The 17,552-nt window shown below is 60.2% G+C and carries 16 protein-coding genes and 1 pseudogene; 8 read left to right on the forward strand and 9 right to left on the reverse strand.

Annotation, left to right across the window (positions count from 1 at the left end; all coding sequences use genetic code 11):
• The 3 genes and pseudogenes from BMY54_RS29460 to BMY54_RS29470 form a co-directional block, all read right to left on the reverse strand.
• Positions 1-601 (reverse strand): annotated as a pseudogene (locus BMY54_RS29460) (hypothetical protein); the annotation flags it as partial.
• Positions 602-723: 122 nt separating this feature from the next.
• Positions 724-1,119, reverse strand: a complete 396-nt coding sequence (locus tag BMY54_RS29465) for a YbaN family protein (RefSeq protein ID WP_093442606.1) — start codon at positions 1,117-1,119, stop codon at positions 724-726.
• Between the two features lie 10 nt (positions 1,120-1,129).
• On the reverse strand, positions 1,130-1,717 hold the full coding sequence (locus tag BMY54_RS29470; RefSeq protein ID WP_016984205.1) for a UPF0149 family protein: 588 nt from the start codon (positions 1,715-1,717) through the stop codon (positions 1,130-1,132).
• A gap of 297 nt (positions 1,718-2,014) precedes the next feature.
• Here BMY54_RS29470 and recQ point away from each other — a divergent pair, with 297 nt between their 5' ends.
• From recQ to BMY54_RS29485, 3 genes are all read left to right on the forward strand, one after another.
• Positions 2,015-4,144, forward strand: coding sequence for a DNA helicase RecQ (gene recQ / locus BMY54_RS29475; RefSeq protein WP_093442610.1), 2,130 nt, complete (start codon positions 2,015-2,017; stop codon positions 4,142-4,144).
• A 301-nt stretch (positions 4,145-4,445) separates the two neighbouring features.
• Positions 4,446-4,880: a MarR family transcriptional regulator gene (locus BMY54_RS29480; RefSeq protein WP_016984207.1), complete on the forward strand. Its 435-nt coding sequence runs from the start codon at positions 4,446-4,448 to the stop codon at positions 4,878-4,880.
• A 127-nt stretch (positions 4,881-5,007) separates the two neighbouring features.
• Entirely contained in the window at positions 5,008-6,777 is a 1,770-nt protein-coding gene (locus tag BMY54_RS29485) for a motility hub landmark protein FimV (protein WP_093442615.1), read from the forward strand.
• Between the two features lie 121 nt (positions 6,778-6,898).
• Here BMY54_RS29485 and BMY54_RS29490 read toward each other — a convergent pair whose 3' ends face one another.
• Positions 6,899-9,088: a patatin-like phospholipase family protein gene (locus tag BMY54_RS29490; RefSeq protein ID WP_093442619.1), complete on the reverse strand. Its 2,190-nt coding sequence runs from the start codon at positions 9,086-9,088 to the stop codon at positions 6,899-6,901.
• Between the two features lie 71 nt (positions 9,089-9,159).
• Here BMY54_RS29490 and BMY54_RS29495 point away from each other — a divergent pair, with 71 nt between their 5' ends.
• A complete protein-coding gene (locus BMY54_RS29495) occupies positions 9,160-9,447 on the forward strand; it encodes an Rdx family protein (RefSeq protein WP_093442622.1) in 288 nt (95 codons plus the stop codon).
• Here BMY54_RS29495 and BMY54_RS29500 read toward each other — a convergent pair.
• Together BMY54_RS29500 and BMY54_RS29505 are read right to left on the reverse strand one after the other, a co-directional pair.
• Entirely contained in the window at positions 9,441-10,334 is an 894-nt protein-coding gene (locus tag BMY54_RS29500) for a DMT family transporter (protein WP_093442625.1), read from the reverse strand. The two genes, BMY54_RS29495 and BMY54_RS29500, sit on opposite strands and share 7 nt — an antisense overlap.
• Before the next feature lie 176 nt (positions 10,335-10,510).
• Positions 10,511-11,275 carry an AraC family transcriptional regulator gene (locus BMY54_RS29505; protein ID WP_093442629.1) on the reverse strand — a complete coding sequence of 255 codons (765 nt, stop codon included), beginning with the start codon at positions 11,273-11,275 and terminating at the stop codon, positions 10,511-10,513.
• 135 nt (positions 11,276-11,410) lie between these two features.
• Between BMY54_RS29505 and BMY54_RS29510 the strand changes: the two genes are divergently transcribed.
• Positions 11,411-12,226, forward strand: a complete 816-nt coding sequence (locus BMY54_RS29510) for a UDP-2,3-diacylglucosamine diphosphatase (RefSeq protein WP_007919701.1) — start codon at positions 11,411-11,413, stop codon at positions 12,224-12,226.
• A 116-nt stretch (positions 12,227-12,342) separates the two neighbouring features.
• On the opposite strand, the gene BMY54_RS29515 is transcribed toward BMY54_RS29510, so the two are convergent.
• Complete coding sequence (locus tag BMY54_RS29515; protein ID WP_093442632.1) at positions 12,343-12,933, reverse strand: HD domain-containing protein; 591 nt, start codon at positions 12,931-12,933, stop codon at positions 12,343-12,345.
• Positions 12,934-12,946: 13 nt separating this feature from the next.
• Complete coding sequence (locus BMY54_RS29520) at positions 12,947-13,258, reverse strand: Mpo1-like protein (RefSeq protein ID WP_093442638.1); 312 nt, start codon at positions 13,256-13,258, stop codon at positions 12,947-12,949.
• Between the two features lie 164 nt (positions 13,259-13,422).
• Here BMY54_RS29520 and BMY54_RS29525 point away from each other — a divergent pair, with 164 nt between their 5' ends.
• Positions 13,423-14,484, forward strand: a complete 1,062-nt coding sequence (locus BMY54_RS29525) for an AraC family transcriptional regulator (RefSeq protein ID WP_218189349.1) — start codon at positions 13,423-13,425, stop codon at positions 14,482-14,484.
• Here the strand turns inward: BMY54_RS29525 and BMY54_RS29530 are convergent.
• A complete protein-coding gene (locus tag BMY54_RS29530; RefSeq protein WP_093442646.1) occupies positions 14,441-15,895 on the reverse strand; it encodes a TrkH family potassium uptake protein in 1,455 nt (484 codons plus the stop codon). The genes BMY54_RS29525 and BMY54_RS29530 overlap by 44 nt on opposite strands.
• Before the next feature lie 121 nt (positions 15,896-16,016).
• Between BMY54_RS29530 and BMY54_RS29535 the strand changes: the two genes are divergently transcribed.
• Positions 16,017-16,583 carry a nitroreductase family protein gene (locus BMY54_RS29535; RefSeq protein ID WP_093442650.1) on the forward strand — a complete coding sequence of 189 codons (567 nt, stop codon included), beginning with the start codon at positions 16,017-16,019 and terminating at the stop codon, positions 16,581-16,583.
• Positions 16,584-16,983: 400 nt separating this feature from the next.
• Positions 16,984-17,552 (forward strand): helix-turn-helix domain-containing protein (locus BMY54_RS29540; protein ID WP_139213423.1); only part of this gene is annotated, 569 nt, incomplete at its 3' end.

Genomic DNA, 17,552 nt, shown 5'->3' on the forward strand with positions numbered 1-17,552 from the left:
GTTCGGACTCCACGGTTTTCCCGGCCCAGGCCAGGATGAGCACGTCACCGACGGCGCAGTTCAGGTAGAGCCAGCCATCGCCGGGCTTGGGTTTGGCGTAGACCAGCACGCCTGCCTCGGCGGTGGCCTTGTCGACACCGTCGCGCACGACATCCGGAGGATCGAAGGCCATGGTCAGTTCGGAGTGGCCATAGTCGGGATTAAGATCCTGCCCACCGGGCAGTTCGAGTTTGACGAAGAGCTTGATCGTCGGTCCTGGCTCGGGCTTCTGCCCGAAACGCGTGATCTGGTAAGACAGCTCCCAGTCGCCGCTGGGCAAGCGTGACGGCTCGATGAACAGAGTGACGTGCTTGTCCACCTCGATGTCTTCGGTGATGGTCTTTTGCGCGACCATGGTGGTGCCCACGTACACCTTGCAGTTATCGCTCTTGCTCATGTTGTTCCAGGCGGGAACCTGGATCTTCAGCCCCTTGTCGGGGTAGTTGAGTCGTGCGGCGGCGAGGTTGATGCCCCAGGAGCCGTCATCCAGCAGCCGGCCGCCGGGGATTTCCGGATCGAGCAAGGCCAGGGCGGAGATTTGTTTGTGCGGTTGGATGAGCATCGCGGGGCACTCCTGCCGTAGGTGGGGCGATGGAGTGATTAGGGGATAAAACCGGGAAATGCGCACCTGTCAGATCTGACAGGTACCTTGATGTTTGCGACCAACGGTCGGCGCGGGATGGCTCATGGTTTGTGCAGTGTCTTCTGCCGCAAAATATAAACCGTCACCAACACCGCGCTCGTCAACATGAACCCCCGCGCCCACGGCAACGGCACCAGGTAGCAGGAAAACAGAATGCTCGCCCACATCAGCCCGATCGCGTAGACCTTGCCCTTGAGTGGTATGCCGTTGCCATCAAGGTAATCGCGGATCCATGGCCCCAGCCGGGGATGCTCGACCAGCCATTGATAGAAACGCGGAGAGCTACGCGCGAAGCAGGCCGCGGCGAGCAGAAGGAAAGGGGTGGTGGGCAGGACGGGCAGGAAAATCCCGATCACCCCCAATGCTACGCTGAGCCAGCCGACGGCCAGCAGGAAGTAGCGCAACATCAGGGGGCGGTTGCCTATGGGGTTGTCCATAGGCCGGATCTTAGTGGTGACGTGGCTTGAGGATCGCCGGTTTTTCGTCGGGCGCCTGGCACAGCAGGTACAGCGCGGTCAGGGCTTCCGGGATCTGCACGATCATGTCGTCCATCAAGTTGGCGTCCTTGGCGATGTCTTCGAATTCCGGCTGTTCGTCGAACAGGCCCGAACCGACCATGATCGGCAGGAGCATTTCGCTGACTTCTTCTTCGGCGGTTTCGAACCAGGCCGCTTCACGCAGGAACACGCCTTCCATGAAACCGATGCACCAGCCGCGCAGTTCGGAATCGTCCGGCTCGTCACCCAGATCCAGTTCGCATGGCAGCTCGAACTCTTCATCCGAGGCCAGTTGACGGGCGATGTGGGCCTTGAGGCCGATCAGGGTGGCTTCGATCTCTTCGCGCTGGGCGTCGCTGCTGTAGTGCGGCTCTTCAGCGAACAGGGCATCGATCCACTCACGCTCCGGTACGTCTTCAGCGCAGATCGACAGCGCGGTCAGGTAGCCGTGAGCGGCCACGTAATCCAGCGCCTCGTCATGCAGCTCGTCGGCGTCGAGGAAAACTTGCAGGCGGGTCAGTTGCTCAGCGAAGGACATTACGGGGCTACCTTGGGGAATAAACAATGCGGGAATTCTAGGCCTTCTTGCGCGCTCAAGCCAGCCGCATGGCAGATTTGCCGCAATTGCCGGGCTGCATGCCAAACCTGTGGCAGGTTTATCAGTGTCTTATCAGAGGCACCCTGTGCAGGGGAGGGCTCGGGTATACTGCCGCGTTTTGCGATCCCTGCCCGCATTGCGGTTGTCGTGCAATGCGCTCTTACGTTTTGTTTAAGCAGCTCCGGCTGTTCTGAACCAGCCTGCGCAGGGATGTATCGGTAGATTTTTGGAGTTTTTATGCTCGAACAGGCTCAACGCGTCCTCAAGGACATCTTCGGCTACGACAGTTTCCGTGGCCGTCAGGGTGCAATCATTGAGCGCGTGGCCAGTGGCGGTGATGCGCTGGTGCTGATGCCTACCGGTGGCGGCAAGTCCCTGTGCTTTCAGGTGCCGGCGCTGTTGCGCGATGGCCTGGCGGTGGTGGTGTCGCCGCTGATTGCGCTGATGGACGATCAGGTCGCCACCCTCGAAGAGCTGGGTGTAGCCGCCGCCGCGCTGAACTCCACCTTGAGCGCTGAGCAGCAGCGTGACCTCGCAGCGCGGATCAAGCGCGGCGAAGTGAAGATGTTGTATCTGGCGCCCGAGCGTCTGGTACAGCCGCGCATGCTGTCGTTCCTGCAAGGCTTGAACATTGCGTTGTTCGCCATCGACGAAGCGCATTGCGTGTCGCAGTGGGGCCACGATTTCCGTCCGGAATACCTGCAACTGGGCCAGTTGGCCGAGATGTTCCCCGATGTACCGCGTATCGCCCTGACCGCCACCGCCGACAAGCGCACCCGCGAAGAAATCGTCACCCGCCTGCACCTGCAAAATGCCGAGCGCTTCCTGTCGAGCTTCGACCGCCCGAACATCTTTTACCGCATCGTGCCCAAAGAGCAGCCGCGCAAGCAGTTGCTGGCGTTCCTCGCCGAGCGGCGCAGCGATGCCGGCATCGTCTATTGCCTGTCGCGCAAGAAAGTCGAGGAAGTCGCGGCATTCCTCAGCGAGCAGGGCTTCCCGGCGTTGCCGTATCACGCTGGTCTGCCCAACGATCTGCGCGCCTTCAATCAGAAGCGCTTCCTCAACGAGGAAGGCTTGATCATGGTCGCCACCGTGGCGTTCGGCATGGGCATCGACAAGCCCAACGTGCGTTTCGTCGCCCATCTCGATCTGCCGAAATCCCTTGAGGCGTATTACCAGGAAACCGGGCGCGGCGGCCGTGACGGGCTGCCGGCGGATGCGTGGATGGCCTACGGTCTGCAAGACGTGGTGATGCTCAAGCAGATGCTGCAGAACTCCGAAGGCGACGAGCGGCACAAGCGTCTGGAGCAGCACAAGCTCGACGCGATGCTGTCGCTGTGTGAAGAGACCCGCTGCCGTCGTCAGACTCTGCTGGCGTACTTCGATGAAGATATGCCTGAGCCATGCGGTCACTGCGACAACTGTGTCGATGGCGTGCAGACCTGGGACGCCACCGAGCCTGCACGTCAGGCATTGTCGGCGATTTTCCGTACCGGTCAGCGTTATGGCGTAGGTCATCTGGTTGATGTGCTGTTGGGCAAGGACAACGAAAAAATCCGCAGTTTCGGCCATCAGCATCTATCGGTGTGGGGCGTCGGCAAGGCGTTGAGCGAGAGCGAGTGGCGCTCGCTGTTCCGTCAATTGGTGGCGCGCGGTCTGGCGGATGTCGATCACGAAGGTTATGGCGGTCTGCGTCTTAATGACAGTTGCCGGCCATTGCTCAAGGGCGAGGTCACGCTGGAGCTGCGCCGCGATCTCAAACCGCAGGTTACGGCCAAAACCGCCAGCAAGAGCCCAGCCAGCCAACTGGTGCGCGGCGAAGAGCGCGAACAGTGGGAAGCCTTGCGCGCCCTGCGGCGCAAGTTGGCCGAAGAGCATGGCGTGCCGCCGTACGTCATCTTCCCCGATTCCACGTTGTTGGAAATGCTCCGCAGCCAGCCGACCTCGCTGGCGGAAATGGCCCGGGTCAGCGGTGTCGGCGCACGCAAGTTGGAGCGCTACGGCGATGCCTTCCTCGAAGTGCTCGGTGGCGAGGCCGAGGCGCCGAAAGCGGTGGCCGACGTGCGCCACGAACTGATCACCCTGGCCCGCGCCGGCATGACGCCGCTGCAGATCGCCGGGCAGTTGCAGTGCTCGGAAAAGAACGTCTACACCATGCTCGCCGAGGCGATCGGCAAGCAGCAGTTGTCGCTCGAGCAGGCGCTGGATTTGCCGGAAGAGCTGATGGGTGAAGTGCAGGACGCGTTCCTCGATGGCGAGGGTGAGTTGCCGTCGGTCGCCGAAGTGGCGGAGCTGTTTGCCGGGCGTGTGCCGGAGGGCGTGCTGTATTGCGTGCGGGCTGCATTGCAGTCTGAATTCGAGATGTAATTTGGCCGTCGCCCCTCACCCCAGCCCTCTCCCGGAGGGAGAGGGGGCCGACTGAGGTGTCTTGCGCCATACATCGACCTGAATGACCGGGTCGATTATGGATTCAGCGTTGAGCTGTCAGGTCGGCGTAATTCCCAAATATCCCCCGATCAGTCCCCTCTCCCTCTGGGAGAGGGCTAGGGTGAGGGGCTCTCAAGATGTAACGATTCAGTACAGACCGCCACTTGCCTATAACTGCAGCTCATGCTTAGCTGGCTAATAATTAGATTTTCTTTATTTTCAGTCTAACCGTGAGTGTTTTATGCCGTTAACCGATCAACACCGCTTTGGCATGCAACTGGCCCAGATGTCCCGTGGCTGGCGTGCCGAACTGGACCGCCGACTGGCCGGACTGGGACTGTCCCAGGCGCGCTGGCTGGTGCTGCTGCATCTGGCGCGTTTTGAAGAGGCGCCGACTCAACGTGAGCTGGCGCAGAGCGTTGGTGTCGAAGGTCCGACCCTCGCTCGCTTGCTCGACAGTCTGGAAAGCCAGGGCCTGGTGCAACGCCAGTCCGTGATGGAAGACCGCCGGGCGAAAAAAATCGTCCTCTGTGCACCGGCCCTGCCACTGATCGAACAGATCGAAACCATTGCCACACAACTGCGTCACGAATTGTTCGAAGGCGTCGACGAGGCGGATTTGAAGGTGTGCATGCGGGTTCACGGGCACATTCTGGGCAACCTGGAAAAATCTTGAGGCACATCCACGTGCCGTATCTTTGAGAGATCGCGCTGAGCCGACTATAAGAACTACTGGGCAATATCGTGTTCGTACCGGATGTGCGAACGCATAGAAGTCGGTTTTGCTTATTTAAGGGATGCTCATGCTCGCAAGTCGGCACGTGGTACTGCGCGGTGGCGCCAAATGGCTGCTGGCCGCTGGCGTATTCAGCTATTCGGCCTGGTCGATGGCTGTGGGGCTGGGTGATATCACCGTTCATTCAGGTCTCAATCAGCCGCTCAAGGCCGATATCGCGTTGGTCGATGTTGGCGGGCTGACGCCAAACGATCTGACGGTGCGCCTGGCCACGGCGGATGAATTCGCCGAGGCCAGGGTCGAGCGGGTGTTCTTCCTGAACGACCTCAAGTTCATCCCGATCCTGCATGGTAATCGCCAGATGATCCGGGTCACGTCAAGCAAACCAGTCAACGAACCTTTTCTGAATTTCCTTGTGCAGCTCAATCAGCCCAATGGCCGTTTGCTGCGTGAGTACACGGTGTTGATCGACCCTCCGGGTTCGCCGGGTATCGTGCCGGCCACTGATGAACCGGATCCGCGTGCACAATCTTCCGCGTTTCCCAGCGTCGAGCCTGTTGTCGCAGCGCCGCAGGCACCTCAGGCCAAACGCGATGCCGTGCCCGCGCCAACGCCTGCAAATCCGCCGGCCAACGATGCACTCGCCGAGCAACTGGCTGCCAGTGTCTTACTCAATCAGCAATTGCAAAAGAGCGTCGATGAGCTGAACGCCAAACTGCAGACGCAGGATGTGCAGATTGCCGCTGGCAAGAAGCAGATTACTGAGCTGCAAACGCAATTGACCGAACTCAGGAAAGCCCCGCCACCGACCGAAGTCGCTCCGGCACCTGCCCCGGTTGTGGTACCTGTCGAGTCCACAGATGACGGTTTGAACTGGCCATTGTTCGGGGGCCTGTTGCTGTTGCTGGGGGCCTTGGCCGGTCTGTTTGTGCACCGTCGACGGCAACAGTCGCAACAGGCTGATCGACCGCTGCCACAGTTGCCGCAGGGCGATGAACCTGACGTTGCTGAAGTCGAAAGCGCAGAGTCTGTCAGGGCTCACACCTCAACCCAACACCGTGAAGAACCGGCAGCGGGCGATGTGCTGGAGGCGGTAGGAATCTATCTGGCCTACGGCCGCTTGGGCGAAGCTGCTGGGTTATTGCGCGACGCTTTGCACAAGGAGCCGGAGCGCACCGATATCGGTTTGCAGTTGCTCGAAGTCCTGGGACGCCAGGGTGACAGCGCCGCGTATGAACAGCAGGAAAGTCAGTTGTGTGAACAAGGCGTAGATGCCCAGACGTTACAGGACGTTCGTGTTCGACATCCGAAACTGGCGGGTGCCGCACCGTTGGCCGCGGCGGCGCCCGTCATTGCGCTGGCGCCTGCTGTCACGGCCCAACCGGCACCTGAAGATGATTTCGAGTTGAATCTGGGAGAGCTGTCGATGGATTCCAGTTGGGATCTGGAAGACAGCCGCACGGCCACTACTGAGCCAACGGCAGACACCTCGGCGCTGGGCTCCAGCCTGAAAATACTGCCGCAGGATTTTGAACTGCCGGAAGCGGCCGGCGAGGACGCCGAACTTGAGTGGATCCCTGAGCCGCACGCCGAGCCGCTGGATGAAGATTTTCTCAATGAGTTTGCCGATGCCGAGCCGTCTCTGGTGTTGCAACCGTTGGACTTGCACGCAGCTGAGCCGCTACACGATGAAAACTCTGGAAAACTCGAACAAGCGCAGACCTGCATTGATGACGGTGACATCGACAGTGCCATTGCGCTGCTTAACGAGTTACTCAAGGAAGGCGATGAGCCGTTGAAGCAAACGGCGCGAACGTTGTTGGCGGGGATTCGCTAATACCCGATTGATTTGCGGTGGCGCTGATATCGTTTTCGCGAGCAGGCTCGCTCCCACAATTGGAATGCGTTCCCCTGTGGGAGCGAGCCTGCTCGCGAAGACGGATTGTCAGGCGACCTGATCAGAAGGTCTGGCCAAGGTTCAGATAAACCGCCTGCTCATTCGCATCATTCAACCCGTAACTGAAATTCAACGGCCCCAGCGGCGTGTCAAAACCAATGAACACGCTGGCGGCGTTGATGTAGCCACTGTCGAACTCATTGTCGTTGTTCCACGCCCGCCCACGCTCCAGCGAGGCGCCGGCATACAGCGGAAAGTCCAGCGGCAGATACGAGCGCGGCGTCAGCCGGCGGTAGTACACCGCGCGCATCAGGCTGACGTTCTGCCCGGAAATCGCGTCTTCACGGAACCCCGACAATTGCCGCGCGCCGCCGAGCAGGAAGCTCGACGTCACCACATTGGCATCGTCCAGCGTACGCCCGTAGCGCCCGCCGAGAATCAGCGTGTCCGGGCCACGGCTCATGGCTTTGTCGAGTTTGAATTCCCATTGTCGATAGCGCGTATCCGAACCCAGCCCCGGTTCGAACTGCATCAGCGTCAGGCTGACGTCCTTGCCTTCGTGAGGGAAGTAGACGTTATCCAGTGAGTCGTACGAATATTTCAGCGCATAGAAGCCTTCGTTGAAGTTTTCACTCGGTAGATCCTGATCACCAATGCGCACATCGGCCTTGCCCCAGGCCTCGCCGACACCGAACCGCACTTCGCCGTTGTTGCCGATCTGGCGACCGAAGTTAAGGCCGAAACCGTAGCGCTCGACGCGGTACTGTGCGATCGGATCGTTGTCGAGCACCGCTTCAACGTTCTGCGCCTCGAACGAGGCGTACGGTGCGACGAAATAGCGCGAACCGACGTCCAGCGGTTGATAGAACTCGGTATACAGCTCTTGTTTATCGCCAATCTGCGCACGGGTCAGCCATTCCGCGCCGAGGCGGTTGATGCCGTTGATGCGGTAACTGGCACCGAGGTTGAAGGCGCTATCGCCACGCATGTCGTCGGACAGATTGAGACCGACCCGCAGGTAATCGGTGCCGCTGCGCTTGCCCCGGGCACTGATCACCAGGGTGTGGTCCTGGCCCTTGTGCACCACGCGGTACTGCACTTGTTCGAAGTAGTCGAGGCCATACAAGGTGCCCATGTCCGAGTGCAATCGCCCCAGGTCCAGCGGCTCGCCGATGTGCTGGCGGATGTAGTAGCGGATCACGTCGTCATCGACTTTCGAGTCGTTTTCGACACGGATCGCGGTAATGATCGGCGTGCGCTGCCCCGGGGAACGGGCGGCAGCAAGTTCGGCGTCTTGGGATTCCTCGGGTTTGAGCACGGCGAGGCGCGCATCGAGGATGCGGGTCGCGCGGTAACCTGCGTCGATCATGTCCTGGGCTTTACCGAAATCGGTGACACCGTATGCGGCCAGCGCAGGTTGGATCAGCACATCGGAGGATTTCAGCGCGGCCAGTTGTTCTTCGGAATTACTGCGGGTCATCAGGGTGATCGACTGGTTCAGCACATCGACCACGGTGGTCAGTTGCTTGCGGTTGCGCAGCGGTGTGCCGATGTCGACGACGATGGCCACGTCAACGCCCATTTCCCGCGCGACATCCAGCGGGATATTGTCGGTCATACCGCCGTCCACCAACAGCCGGCCGTCGAGCTCGACCGGGGCGAACACCGCCGGGATCGACATGCTGGCGCGGATCACCTGAGGCAAGTGGCCTTTGCGGAACACCACTTTTTCGCCATTGGCAATGTCGGTGGCCACAGCGCGGAACGGGATCGGCAGTTTGTCGAAATCCCGGGTATCGCTGGTGTGGGCCAGCAGGCTTTCCAGCAGCAGCGCGAGGTTCTGGCCCTGAATCACACCCAGAGGCAGGCCGAGACTGCCGTCGTCGCGAAAGCTGAGTTTCTGTTTCACCAGAAAGTCGCGGTCATCCTGTTTGCGTCGAAACGGCACGTCCTCGCGCGGCGGGGCGTCGGACAATGCGGCTTGCCAGTCGATGTTCAGCGCGAGTTTTTCCAGCTCATCGATCTTGTAGCCCGAGGCGTACAGGCCGCCGACCACCGCGCCCATGCTGGTGCCGGCAATCGCATCGATTTTGATGCCTTGTTCTTCGAGGGCTTTGAGCACGCCGATGTGCGCCAGACCACGCGCAGCACCGCCGGACAGCACCAGGCCGACTTTCGGTCGCGGCGCGTCACTGGCGTGAACAAACAGTGGAAGCAAACCAAGCAGCAGGCAGAACAGCAAACGGCGCATTGTGAGTCTCGGGGCAAGCGATAAAGCCGGCTATTATAGCGGCGCCCTCTGTCTCAGGAGTTTCAGCGAACATGACTGTCGCAAAAGCAGAAGTTGTCATCACCTATTGCACCCAATGCCAGTGGCTGCTGCGCGCGGCGTGGCTGGCGCAGGAACTGCTCAGCACCTTTGGCGATGACCTCGGCAAAGTCTCCCTGGTGCCCGGCACCGGCGGGGTATTTCACATCACCTGCGACGGCGTGCAGATCTGGGAACGCAAGGCTGATGGCGGTTTTCCCGAGGCTAAGGTGTTGAAGCAGCGGGTTCGTGATCAGATCGATCCTGACCGCGACCTCGGTCACAACGACCGCACTCAGTGAGATGCAGCCTCGGCGGCGACGGTTTTCTTGTCGGCATGGCCGGACATCCGCGCTGACACGACGATGGCAACAATGATCAACGCACCGCCGATCAACATCTTCGACGTCGGGTTTTCATTGAACAGCAGCCAGGCGACGGTGATGCCGTAGACTGGCTCCAGCGCAAACACTACCGCCGCCGTGCGCGCCTTGATCACCGCCAGGCTGGCGACGAACAGGCTGTGCGCGACGCCGGTACAGAACACCCCGAGCAGGGCGATCCACAGCCAGTCGAGTGCGCGTACTTCGCTGAGTAGCGGTGCTGCAACCGGCAGCAGACACAGCGCCACCACGACGTTTTGACACAACGCCGCCTGTACCGCCGGGATGCGCCCGGAGCTGGCGCGGTTGGTCAGCGACAGTAGCGAGAACAGCAGCCCCGAAAGCACTGACCAGAGCAAGCCGATGGTCGCACCGCTGCCGAGATCGAAGGCCGGGGTCACCAGAATCAGGCCGATGCTGACCAACACCACCAGCAGTATTTCATTGGCGCGGATGCGTTCACGGAAGATCAGCCCTTCGAGAATCACCGTGAAGGCCGGGAAACTGGCAAAGCCCAACGTCGCGATGGCGACACCGGCGATCTTCACAGACAGAAAGAAACTCACCCAGTGCCCGGCCAGCAACACGCCGCTGAGGGCGAGGCGGCGCCAGTCCACGGCCTGAAGTTTCTGCCAGCCTTGCTGGCTGGCGAAACGGGCGAAAAATGCCAGGGCGAGTACGGCGAAAGCCGCGCGTCCAAAGACGATCACAGCGGGGGACGCGGCAGCGAGTTTGCCGAACACACCGGTGAGGCCGAACATCAAAGCACCGATATGCAGAGCGCCGAGGGCGGTACGCGGAGTCATTGCAATCCTTAATCCAGACACGGTTTCTTGTGATTGATACGCTCTGCGTGGGAATGCCTCTAGGGACGCTCTGCGTCCAGTGACGCGGAGCGTCACGGGCTACATTCCCACGCAGAGCGCGGGAACGATCAATAAGTCCATTGAACCCTGTATCGGCCTACAAGTCTGTCGGCAGACTATCGTCGTTTGTCGCAGGAATCGCGCCGAAGCTGGCCGGGCGATGCGCTGAACTCACGTAGGATCGCGGCCGAGAAAGCGCTCTGCGAGCTGTAGCCGACGCGACTGGCAACTTCGCCGATCGGCAGGGCGGTGTCGCGGAGCATTTGCACGGCCAGATGCAGGCGTCGGCTGCGGATGTAATCCATCGGCGTCTGCCCGCATTCGGCCATGAACCGCGCATGCAGACGCGCGCTGGACAATCCTGCCACCCGTGCCAGATCGGCGACTTGCAGCGGATACGCGGCGTATTGCTCGATGTGCGCATCCAGTGCGGCATAGGGGAGGCGGCGAATGGCGTGTTCCGCAGGTTGCGCGTGATTCAGACTGGCCAGCAGCAACACCGCGCCTTGCTGGGCAATCAATGGATCGCTGACCGGACTGTTTGCCAGCCAGCTGACCAACTGACTTTGCCCCGAATCCAGCGACAAGCGCGCCGGTTGATCGAGCAGACGATGGCTGGCGTCGGCATGTTCGCCCAGTGAATCCGTCAGCCATTGGCCGTTCGGGATATCCAGTACCAGACAGCGGCTACCATTGGGACTGCCGCAGGCATGATGAGCGCCGGAAGGGATAACTACAAAACTCTGCTGACGCACCTGACTGCCACTGCCCTCGACCTCGAAATCCAGCGCACCGGACAGCCCGAACACCAATTGCGCGTGGTCGTGGCTGTGGGCGATCAAATCGTGGGTGTACTGGCGCAGGGTGAGGATCGGTCGCATGGCAGGTCGTCTCCGAAGTGGTCGTCAGTCTACACCGGCGCACACCGGATGCGTTGTCACAGGACTGACTCACGCTTGTCATGGTCGATTAACCGGGCGCGCGCACAGTGGCGAAAACATCGCAGAGGGTTGCCCATGACCAGCGCCGAGCTCGCCCGACCCAGTCGTAAACAACGGGTGCGAACCCTGTGGATCTCCGACGTGCACCTGGGCACGCGGGATTGCCAGGCCGAGCACTTGTCGCAATTTCTCAAGGGCTACCATGCCGACAAGATTTACCTGGTTGGCGACATCATTGACGGTTGGAAGCTACGCGGCGGCATGTACTGGCCGCAGGCGCATACCAACGTGATCCGCCGCTTGCTGACCATGAGCAAGCGCGGCACCGAGGTGATTTACGTCACCGGCAACCACGACGAATTCCTGCGTCGTTATTCGAAGCTGATTCTGGGCAATATCCAGTTGGTCGACGAAGCGGTGCATGTCACGGCGGATGGCCGGCATCTGCTGGTGATTCATGGCGATCAGTTCGACGTAATCACCCGTTATCACCGCTGGCTGGCCTTCCTTGGCGACTCCGCCTACGAATTCACTTTGACACTCAATCGCTGGCTCAACCACTGGCGTGCCCGCTATGGCTACGGCTATTGGTCGCTGTCGGCGTACCTGAAACACAAGGTGAAGACCGCGGTGAGTTTCATCAGCGACTTTGAAGAAGCCATCGCCCATGAATGCGTGAAGCGCGAGTTGCATGGCGTGGTGTGCGGGCACATTCACCATGCCGAGATCCGCAAGGTCGGCGAGGTGGATTACCTCAATTGCGGCGATTGGGTGGAGTCGTGCACGGCGCTGATCGAACACTGGGATGGCACGATCGAGTTGTATCGGCTGGCGGATGCGCAGGCGCGGGAGGCGGAGCTGAAAGCGGCCAAAGTCGCCGAACTCGCCTAATGCTCTGGTGATTGAGAGTGCCTCATCGCGAGCAGGCTCACTCCTACAGGAGTACGCATTTCAACTGTAGGAGTGAGCCTGCTCGCGATGAACCGCGCAGCGGTTCCCGAGGATGATTACGCTGGCGAGTGTTGCTCCATCGCGGCCTTGTAAATCGAGTTCTTCGGCTGCGCAAACAACCGCTCCATCATCGGCTCGAAAAAACTCAACGGCAGCGTGTCATAGTCAGGATCAAACGCCGCCGCATCGTATTTGGCGCAAAACTCGGCGGTCGCTTGATACTGCGGATGACCGGCGAACTGCTCACGCAGATGCCGATCCATGCCCAGGTGATGAAAAAAGTAATAACCCTGAAACACCCCGTGCTTCTCGACCATCCACACATTCTCAGCGCTGACGAACGGCTTGAGTATCGCAGCGGCAATGTCCGGATGGTTGTACGAACCCAGGGTGTCGCCGATGTCATGCAGCAAGGCACAAACCACATATTCCTCGTCGCGCCCGTCACGAAAGGCACGGGTGGCGGTTTGCAGCGAGTGGGTCAGGCGATCCACCGGGAAGCCACCGAAATCGCCTTCCAGCAGTTTCAGGTGGGTCATGATCCGTGCGGGCAACTGTTTGGCGTAGGCGCTGAAGTCGGCGGCGATGATCGCCCAATCTTCTTCGGTACCGTCCTTCATATGGGTGAAGCGGGCATTGGCATTCATTGGCTGACCCTCATCAGAACGCCACGCGACCCAGAATCATGTCGCGGTACATGACGAAATCGCCAAGCAGGCTGTACAGCGGATGCTGGAAAGTCGCCGGCCGGTTCTTTTCAAAGAAAAAGTGCCCGACCCAGGCGAAGCTGTAACCGGCCAGCGGCAAGGCCAATAACAGCAGCCAGGCGCCCTTGGCGATGGTCAGCGCGAGAATAAAAATCACCAGTGTCGTGCCGATGAAATGCAGGCGCCGGCAGGTGCTGTTGCTGTGTTCGCTGAGGTAATACGGATAGAACTCAGCGAAGCTGTTGAAATGTTTGATGTTTTCCACGACCGCGTTCTCTGTGGTTATTGTTCTGGCGACGAGTTGTGCTGCGGGTAGCTTATTTGAGTCTAGAGTGATCATTGGCGTGGGCCAGTGACAATCGGCGCCACTTTAGTATCCTTCGCAAATCGGGCCGTAACATGCGGCCCATCATGTAAAAGAATAACGCCATGAGCGAACGAACGACTTCTGCAAGCTGGGCGATGGGGATTGTCAAAGCATTGGAGATGGACGGCCTGGATTGCCGGGTTCTGTTCAAACAACTGGGGCTCGATTACACGGCTCTGGATGATCCGGATGCGCGCTTCCCGCAAGATTCCATGACCCGTCTCTGGCAACGGGCGGTCGAGTTATCCGGCAACCCGGCGATCGGCCTGAACATGGGCAAGGTGGTGCGCCCGGCGTCGTTTCATGTCGCCGGCTACGCGTTGATGTCGAGCAATACCCTCGCCGAAGGCTTTCAACGGCTGGTGCGCTATCAGCGCATCATCGCCGAGAGCGCCGATCTGAGTTTCCGATTGCTTGATGACGGTTATGCGCTGATTCTGACCGTGCACGGTGACCATCTGCCGCCGACCCGGCAAAGCGCCGAAGCCTCGCTGGCCTGTGCGCTGGGCCTGTGCGGCTGGTTGACCGGACGCACGTTGCACCCGGTCAAAGTGCTGGTGCAGGGCGCCGAACCCGAGGACCTGGAACCCTACAAACAAGCCTTCCACGCGCCGCTGATGTTCAACGCGCCGTATGACGCGCTGATCTTCGAACGCGCCGACATGGAAGCGCCGCTGCCGACAGCCAACGAAGCGATGGCGCTGTTGCACGACCGCTTTGCCGGGGAATATCTGGCGCGGTTTTCCGAAAGCCGCGTGACCCACAAAGCGCGACAGGTGCTGTGCCGTTTGCTGCCGCAAGGTGAGCCGAAGCGCGATACTGTGGCGCAGACCCTGCATTTATCGCAGCGCACTTTGCAGCGCCGCTTGCAGGAGGAGGGCACCAGTTTTCAGCAGTTGCTCGATGACACCCGCCGCGAACTGGCCGAGCAGTATCTGGCGCAACCGAGCATGACGCTGCTGGAAATCGCTTATCTGTTGGGATTTGCCGACCCGAGCAACTTCTTTCGCGCGTTCCGGCGCTGGTTCGACACCACGCCCGGCGATTACCGGACGCGGTTGTTGCAGGCGCCGAGCGCGGTCAGTGACGCCAAAAGGCCGGAATACACAGTACAAACACCGTAATGATCTCCAGTCGGCCGAGCAGCATGCCGAACGACAGGATCCACTTGGCCGCATCCGGCAGGGTGGCGAAGTTACCTGCCGGGCCGATGGTTTCGCCCAGGCCCGGGCCGACGCCGGACACGGTGCTGGCAGCGCCGGTCAACGCGGTCATCCAGTCAACGCCGAGCAGCGACAGGAGCAGGGCGATCACGCAGATGGTGATGGCGAAGAAGAACGAAAAGGTCAGAATCGAACGGACGATCTCTTCGTCGAGACGGTGGCCGTTGTACTTCTGCTTGATCACCGCACGCGGGTGAATCAGTTGATTAAGGTTGGCCTTGAGCAAGATGTAGGCGACCTGGAAACGGAAGATCTTGATCCCGCCCGCCGTCGACCCGGAACAGCCTCCGACAAAACCCAGATAGAAAAACAGCATCAGCGAGAAGTTACCCCACAAGCTGTAGTCGCCGAGGGCGAAACCGGTGGTGGTGACCACCGACGTCACGTTCAGCGCTACGTGGCGTAGCGCCTCCAGCCAATGCAAATTGGTCGTCCACCAGTACCAGGTGCCGAGCACCAGCCAGGTCACCAGCAGCATACCGAGCAAACCCTGCACCTGCTGATCCTTGATCAACGCTTTGCGGTTGCCGCGCAACGTCGCCACGTACAGGGTGAACGGCAGGCTGCCGAGAATCATGATGACGACTGCGACCCAGTGCACCGCCGGTTGCGTCCACTTGGCCAGGGATTGATCGGAGGTGGAGAACCCGCCAGTAGAGATCGCCGACATCGCGTGGTTGATTGCGTCGAACGGACTCATCCCGGCCCACCAGAACGCCAGGCTGCCAAGGATGGTGATGCCGACATACGCTGCCACAATCAGGCGCGCCACCATGTGCGAGCGCGGCATGACCTTTTCCGAGCGGTCCGAGGATTCAGTCTGGAACAGGCGCATGCCACCGATGCGCAGCAGCGGCAGAATCGCCACCGCCATGCCGATAAAGCCGATGCCGCCGAGCCAGTGCAGCAGCGAGCGCCACATAAGAATGCCCGGTGACATGGTGTCGAGCCCGCTGAGTACGGTCGAGCCGGTCGCGGTGATGCCGGACATGCTTTCGAAAAACGAGTCGGTGTAGCTGATGTGCTGGGTCAGCAGAAACGGCAGCGCAGCAAAAATGCACACCACCAGCCAACTGCTGACCGTCAGCAGGTACATGTCGCGCGGGCGCAGGTGAATGTGTTCCGGTCGGCCGGGAATCACCAGCGCGAGGCCGGCGACGAAGGTGATCATGCTCGCCCAGAGGAACGACGGCAGATCACCGGTGCGCTCGAAAATCACCAGGGTGGCCATAGGCACGACCATGGCCACAGCCAGGGTGATCAGGAAGATGCCGATGATGAAACCAATGATCCGTAAGGTCGGCAACGCCATGAAGTCCGCTCGGGCTGATGTGGGAAAGGCGCCATTCTACCCGTGGGGCAGGGCATGTAAACCGGCATCCTGTTGGCAGATACAGCTAGAATAGCCGCACATATTTTTCAGGAGGTGGCCGATGCAGGCTCTCGACGCGTTGCTCAACCGTGTTTCCGTTCCACGACTGGTCGAACCGGCCCCCACTGCCGAGCAGCGCGAAGCCCTGTTTGGCGCCGCGTTGCGCGCGCCGGATCACGGGCATTTGCAGCCGTATCGCTTCCTGACGGTCGAAGGCGCGGCACGCGAGCAAATGGGCGAGTTGCTGGCGCAAGCTGCGCAAATGCAGGAAGGCGAAGTCACTGAAGCGATGATCGACAAGGCCCGTAACGGTCCGCTGCGTGCGCCGCTGGTGGTTGTGGTGATCGCCAGGTTGCAGGAACACGTCAAGTACCCGAAGGCCGAGCAGTTGCTGGCGGCCGGGTGTGCGGCGCACGGGATTTTGCTGGCGGCGTATGCGCAGGGGATTGGTGCGGTTTGGCGTACGGGTGATCTGGCTTATTCGCAGCACGTGGCCAAAGGTTTGGGCTTGGTTGAAGGTGAAGAAGTGATCGCGTTCTTGTACCTCGGCACGCCGCAGAAAGAACCGCGAGTGGCGGAGAAGGTTGATCTGGCTGAGTTTGTCAGTGCCTGGCCCGCCAACGCCTGAAGATCAAAAGCCCCTCACCCTAGCCCTCTCCCAGAGGGAGAGGGGACTGATTGGGGGATGCTCAAGAGGTACGCCGACCTGAAAGTGCTCGGCTGAATCCAGAGTCGATAACGGCTCCAATGCATTTCGAGTTCGGAGTCGATAACGGCTCCAATGCATTTCGAGTTCGGAGTCGATAACGGTTCCGATGCATTTCGAACCCAGAGTCGGCGACGATTCACGTGCCTTCCTGGCCCATAATCGACTCGGTGTTTCAGGTCGATGTCTGACGCAAGACACCTCGGTCGGCCCCCTCTCCCTCCGGGAGAGGGCTGGGGTGGGTAAAGACCGGGTACATCCTTTACGTTTGAGACCGGGGACATGGTTTACAGGTATTAATCATGGTCAGGAGGTGCTGACCATGCCCTGGAATCAAGAGTCCCCAATGGATCAACGAGTGAAGTTAGTCAGTGACTGGCTCAGCGGCAGCTATACCAAGAGCCAATTAAGCCGGCGCTACGGCGTCAGCCGTCCAACCATCGACAAGTGGCTGGAACGGTATGCAGCGTTGGGCGTAGATGGCTTGAAAGAGCTATCGCGCAAGCCGTTGAACTGTCCTCATCAAACGGCCGACGAAATCATTGCCACGCTGCTGACCAAGAAAAATGAAAATCCCGATCGGGGACCCAAGCAGATCATTGGTCGCCTGCGCGATTCCGATCCGCATATCCAATGGCCGGCGGCGAGTACCGCCGGGGAGTGGTTGAAGAAAGCTGGTTTGGTGGTGGCGCGACGGCCCTATCCCCCGCGTCCCCGTGCTCCAACACATTTGCGTCCGGTCGACGCGCCCAACCAGACTTGGTGTGCTGATTACAAAGGGCAGTTCAAAATGCAGGACGGTAATTGGTGCTATCCGCTGACCATTACCGATCAGATGAGCCGCTTTTTATTCGTCTGTCGCGCTTTGCCCAGTACGCACGGAGCGCCGAC

The sequence above is a fragment of the Pseudomonas sp. ok266 genome (genome assembly GCF_900110195.1).
GTDB lineage: Bacteria > Pseudomonadota > Gammaproteobacteria > Pseudomonadales > Pseudomonadaceae > Aquipseudomonas > Aquipseudomonas neuropathica.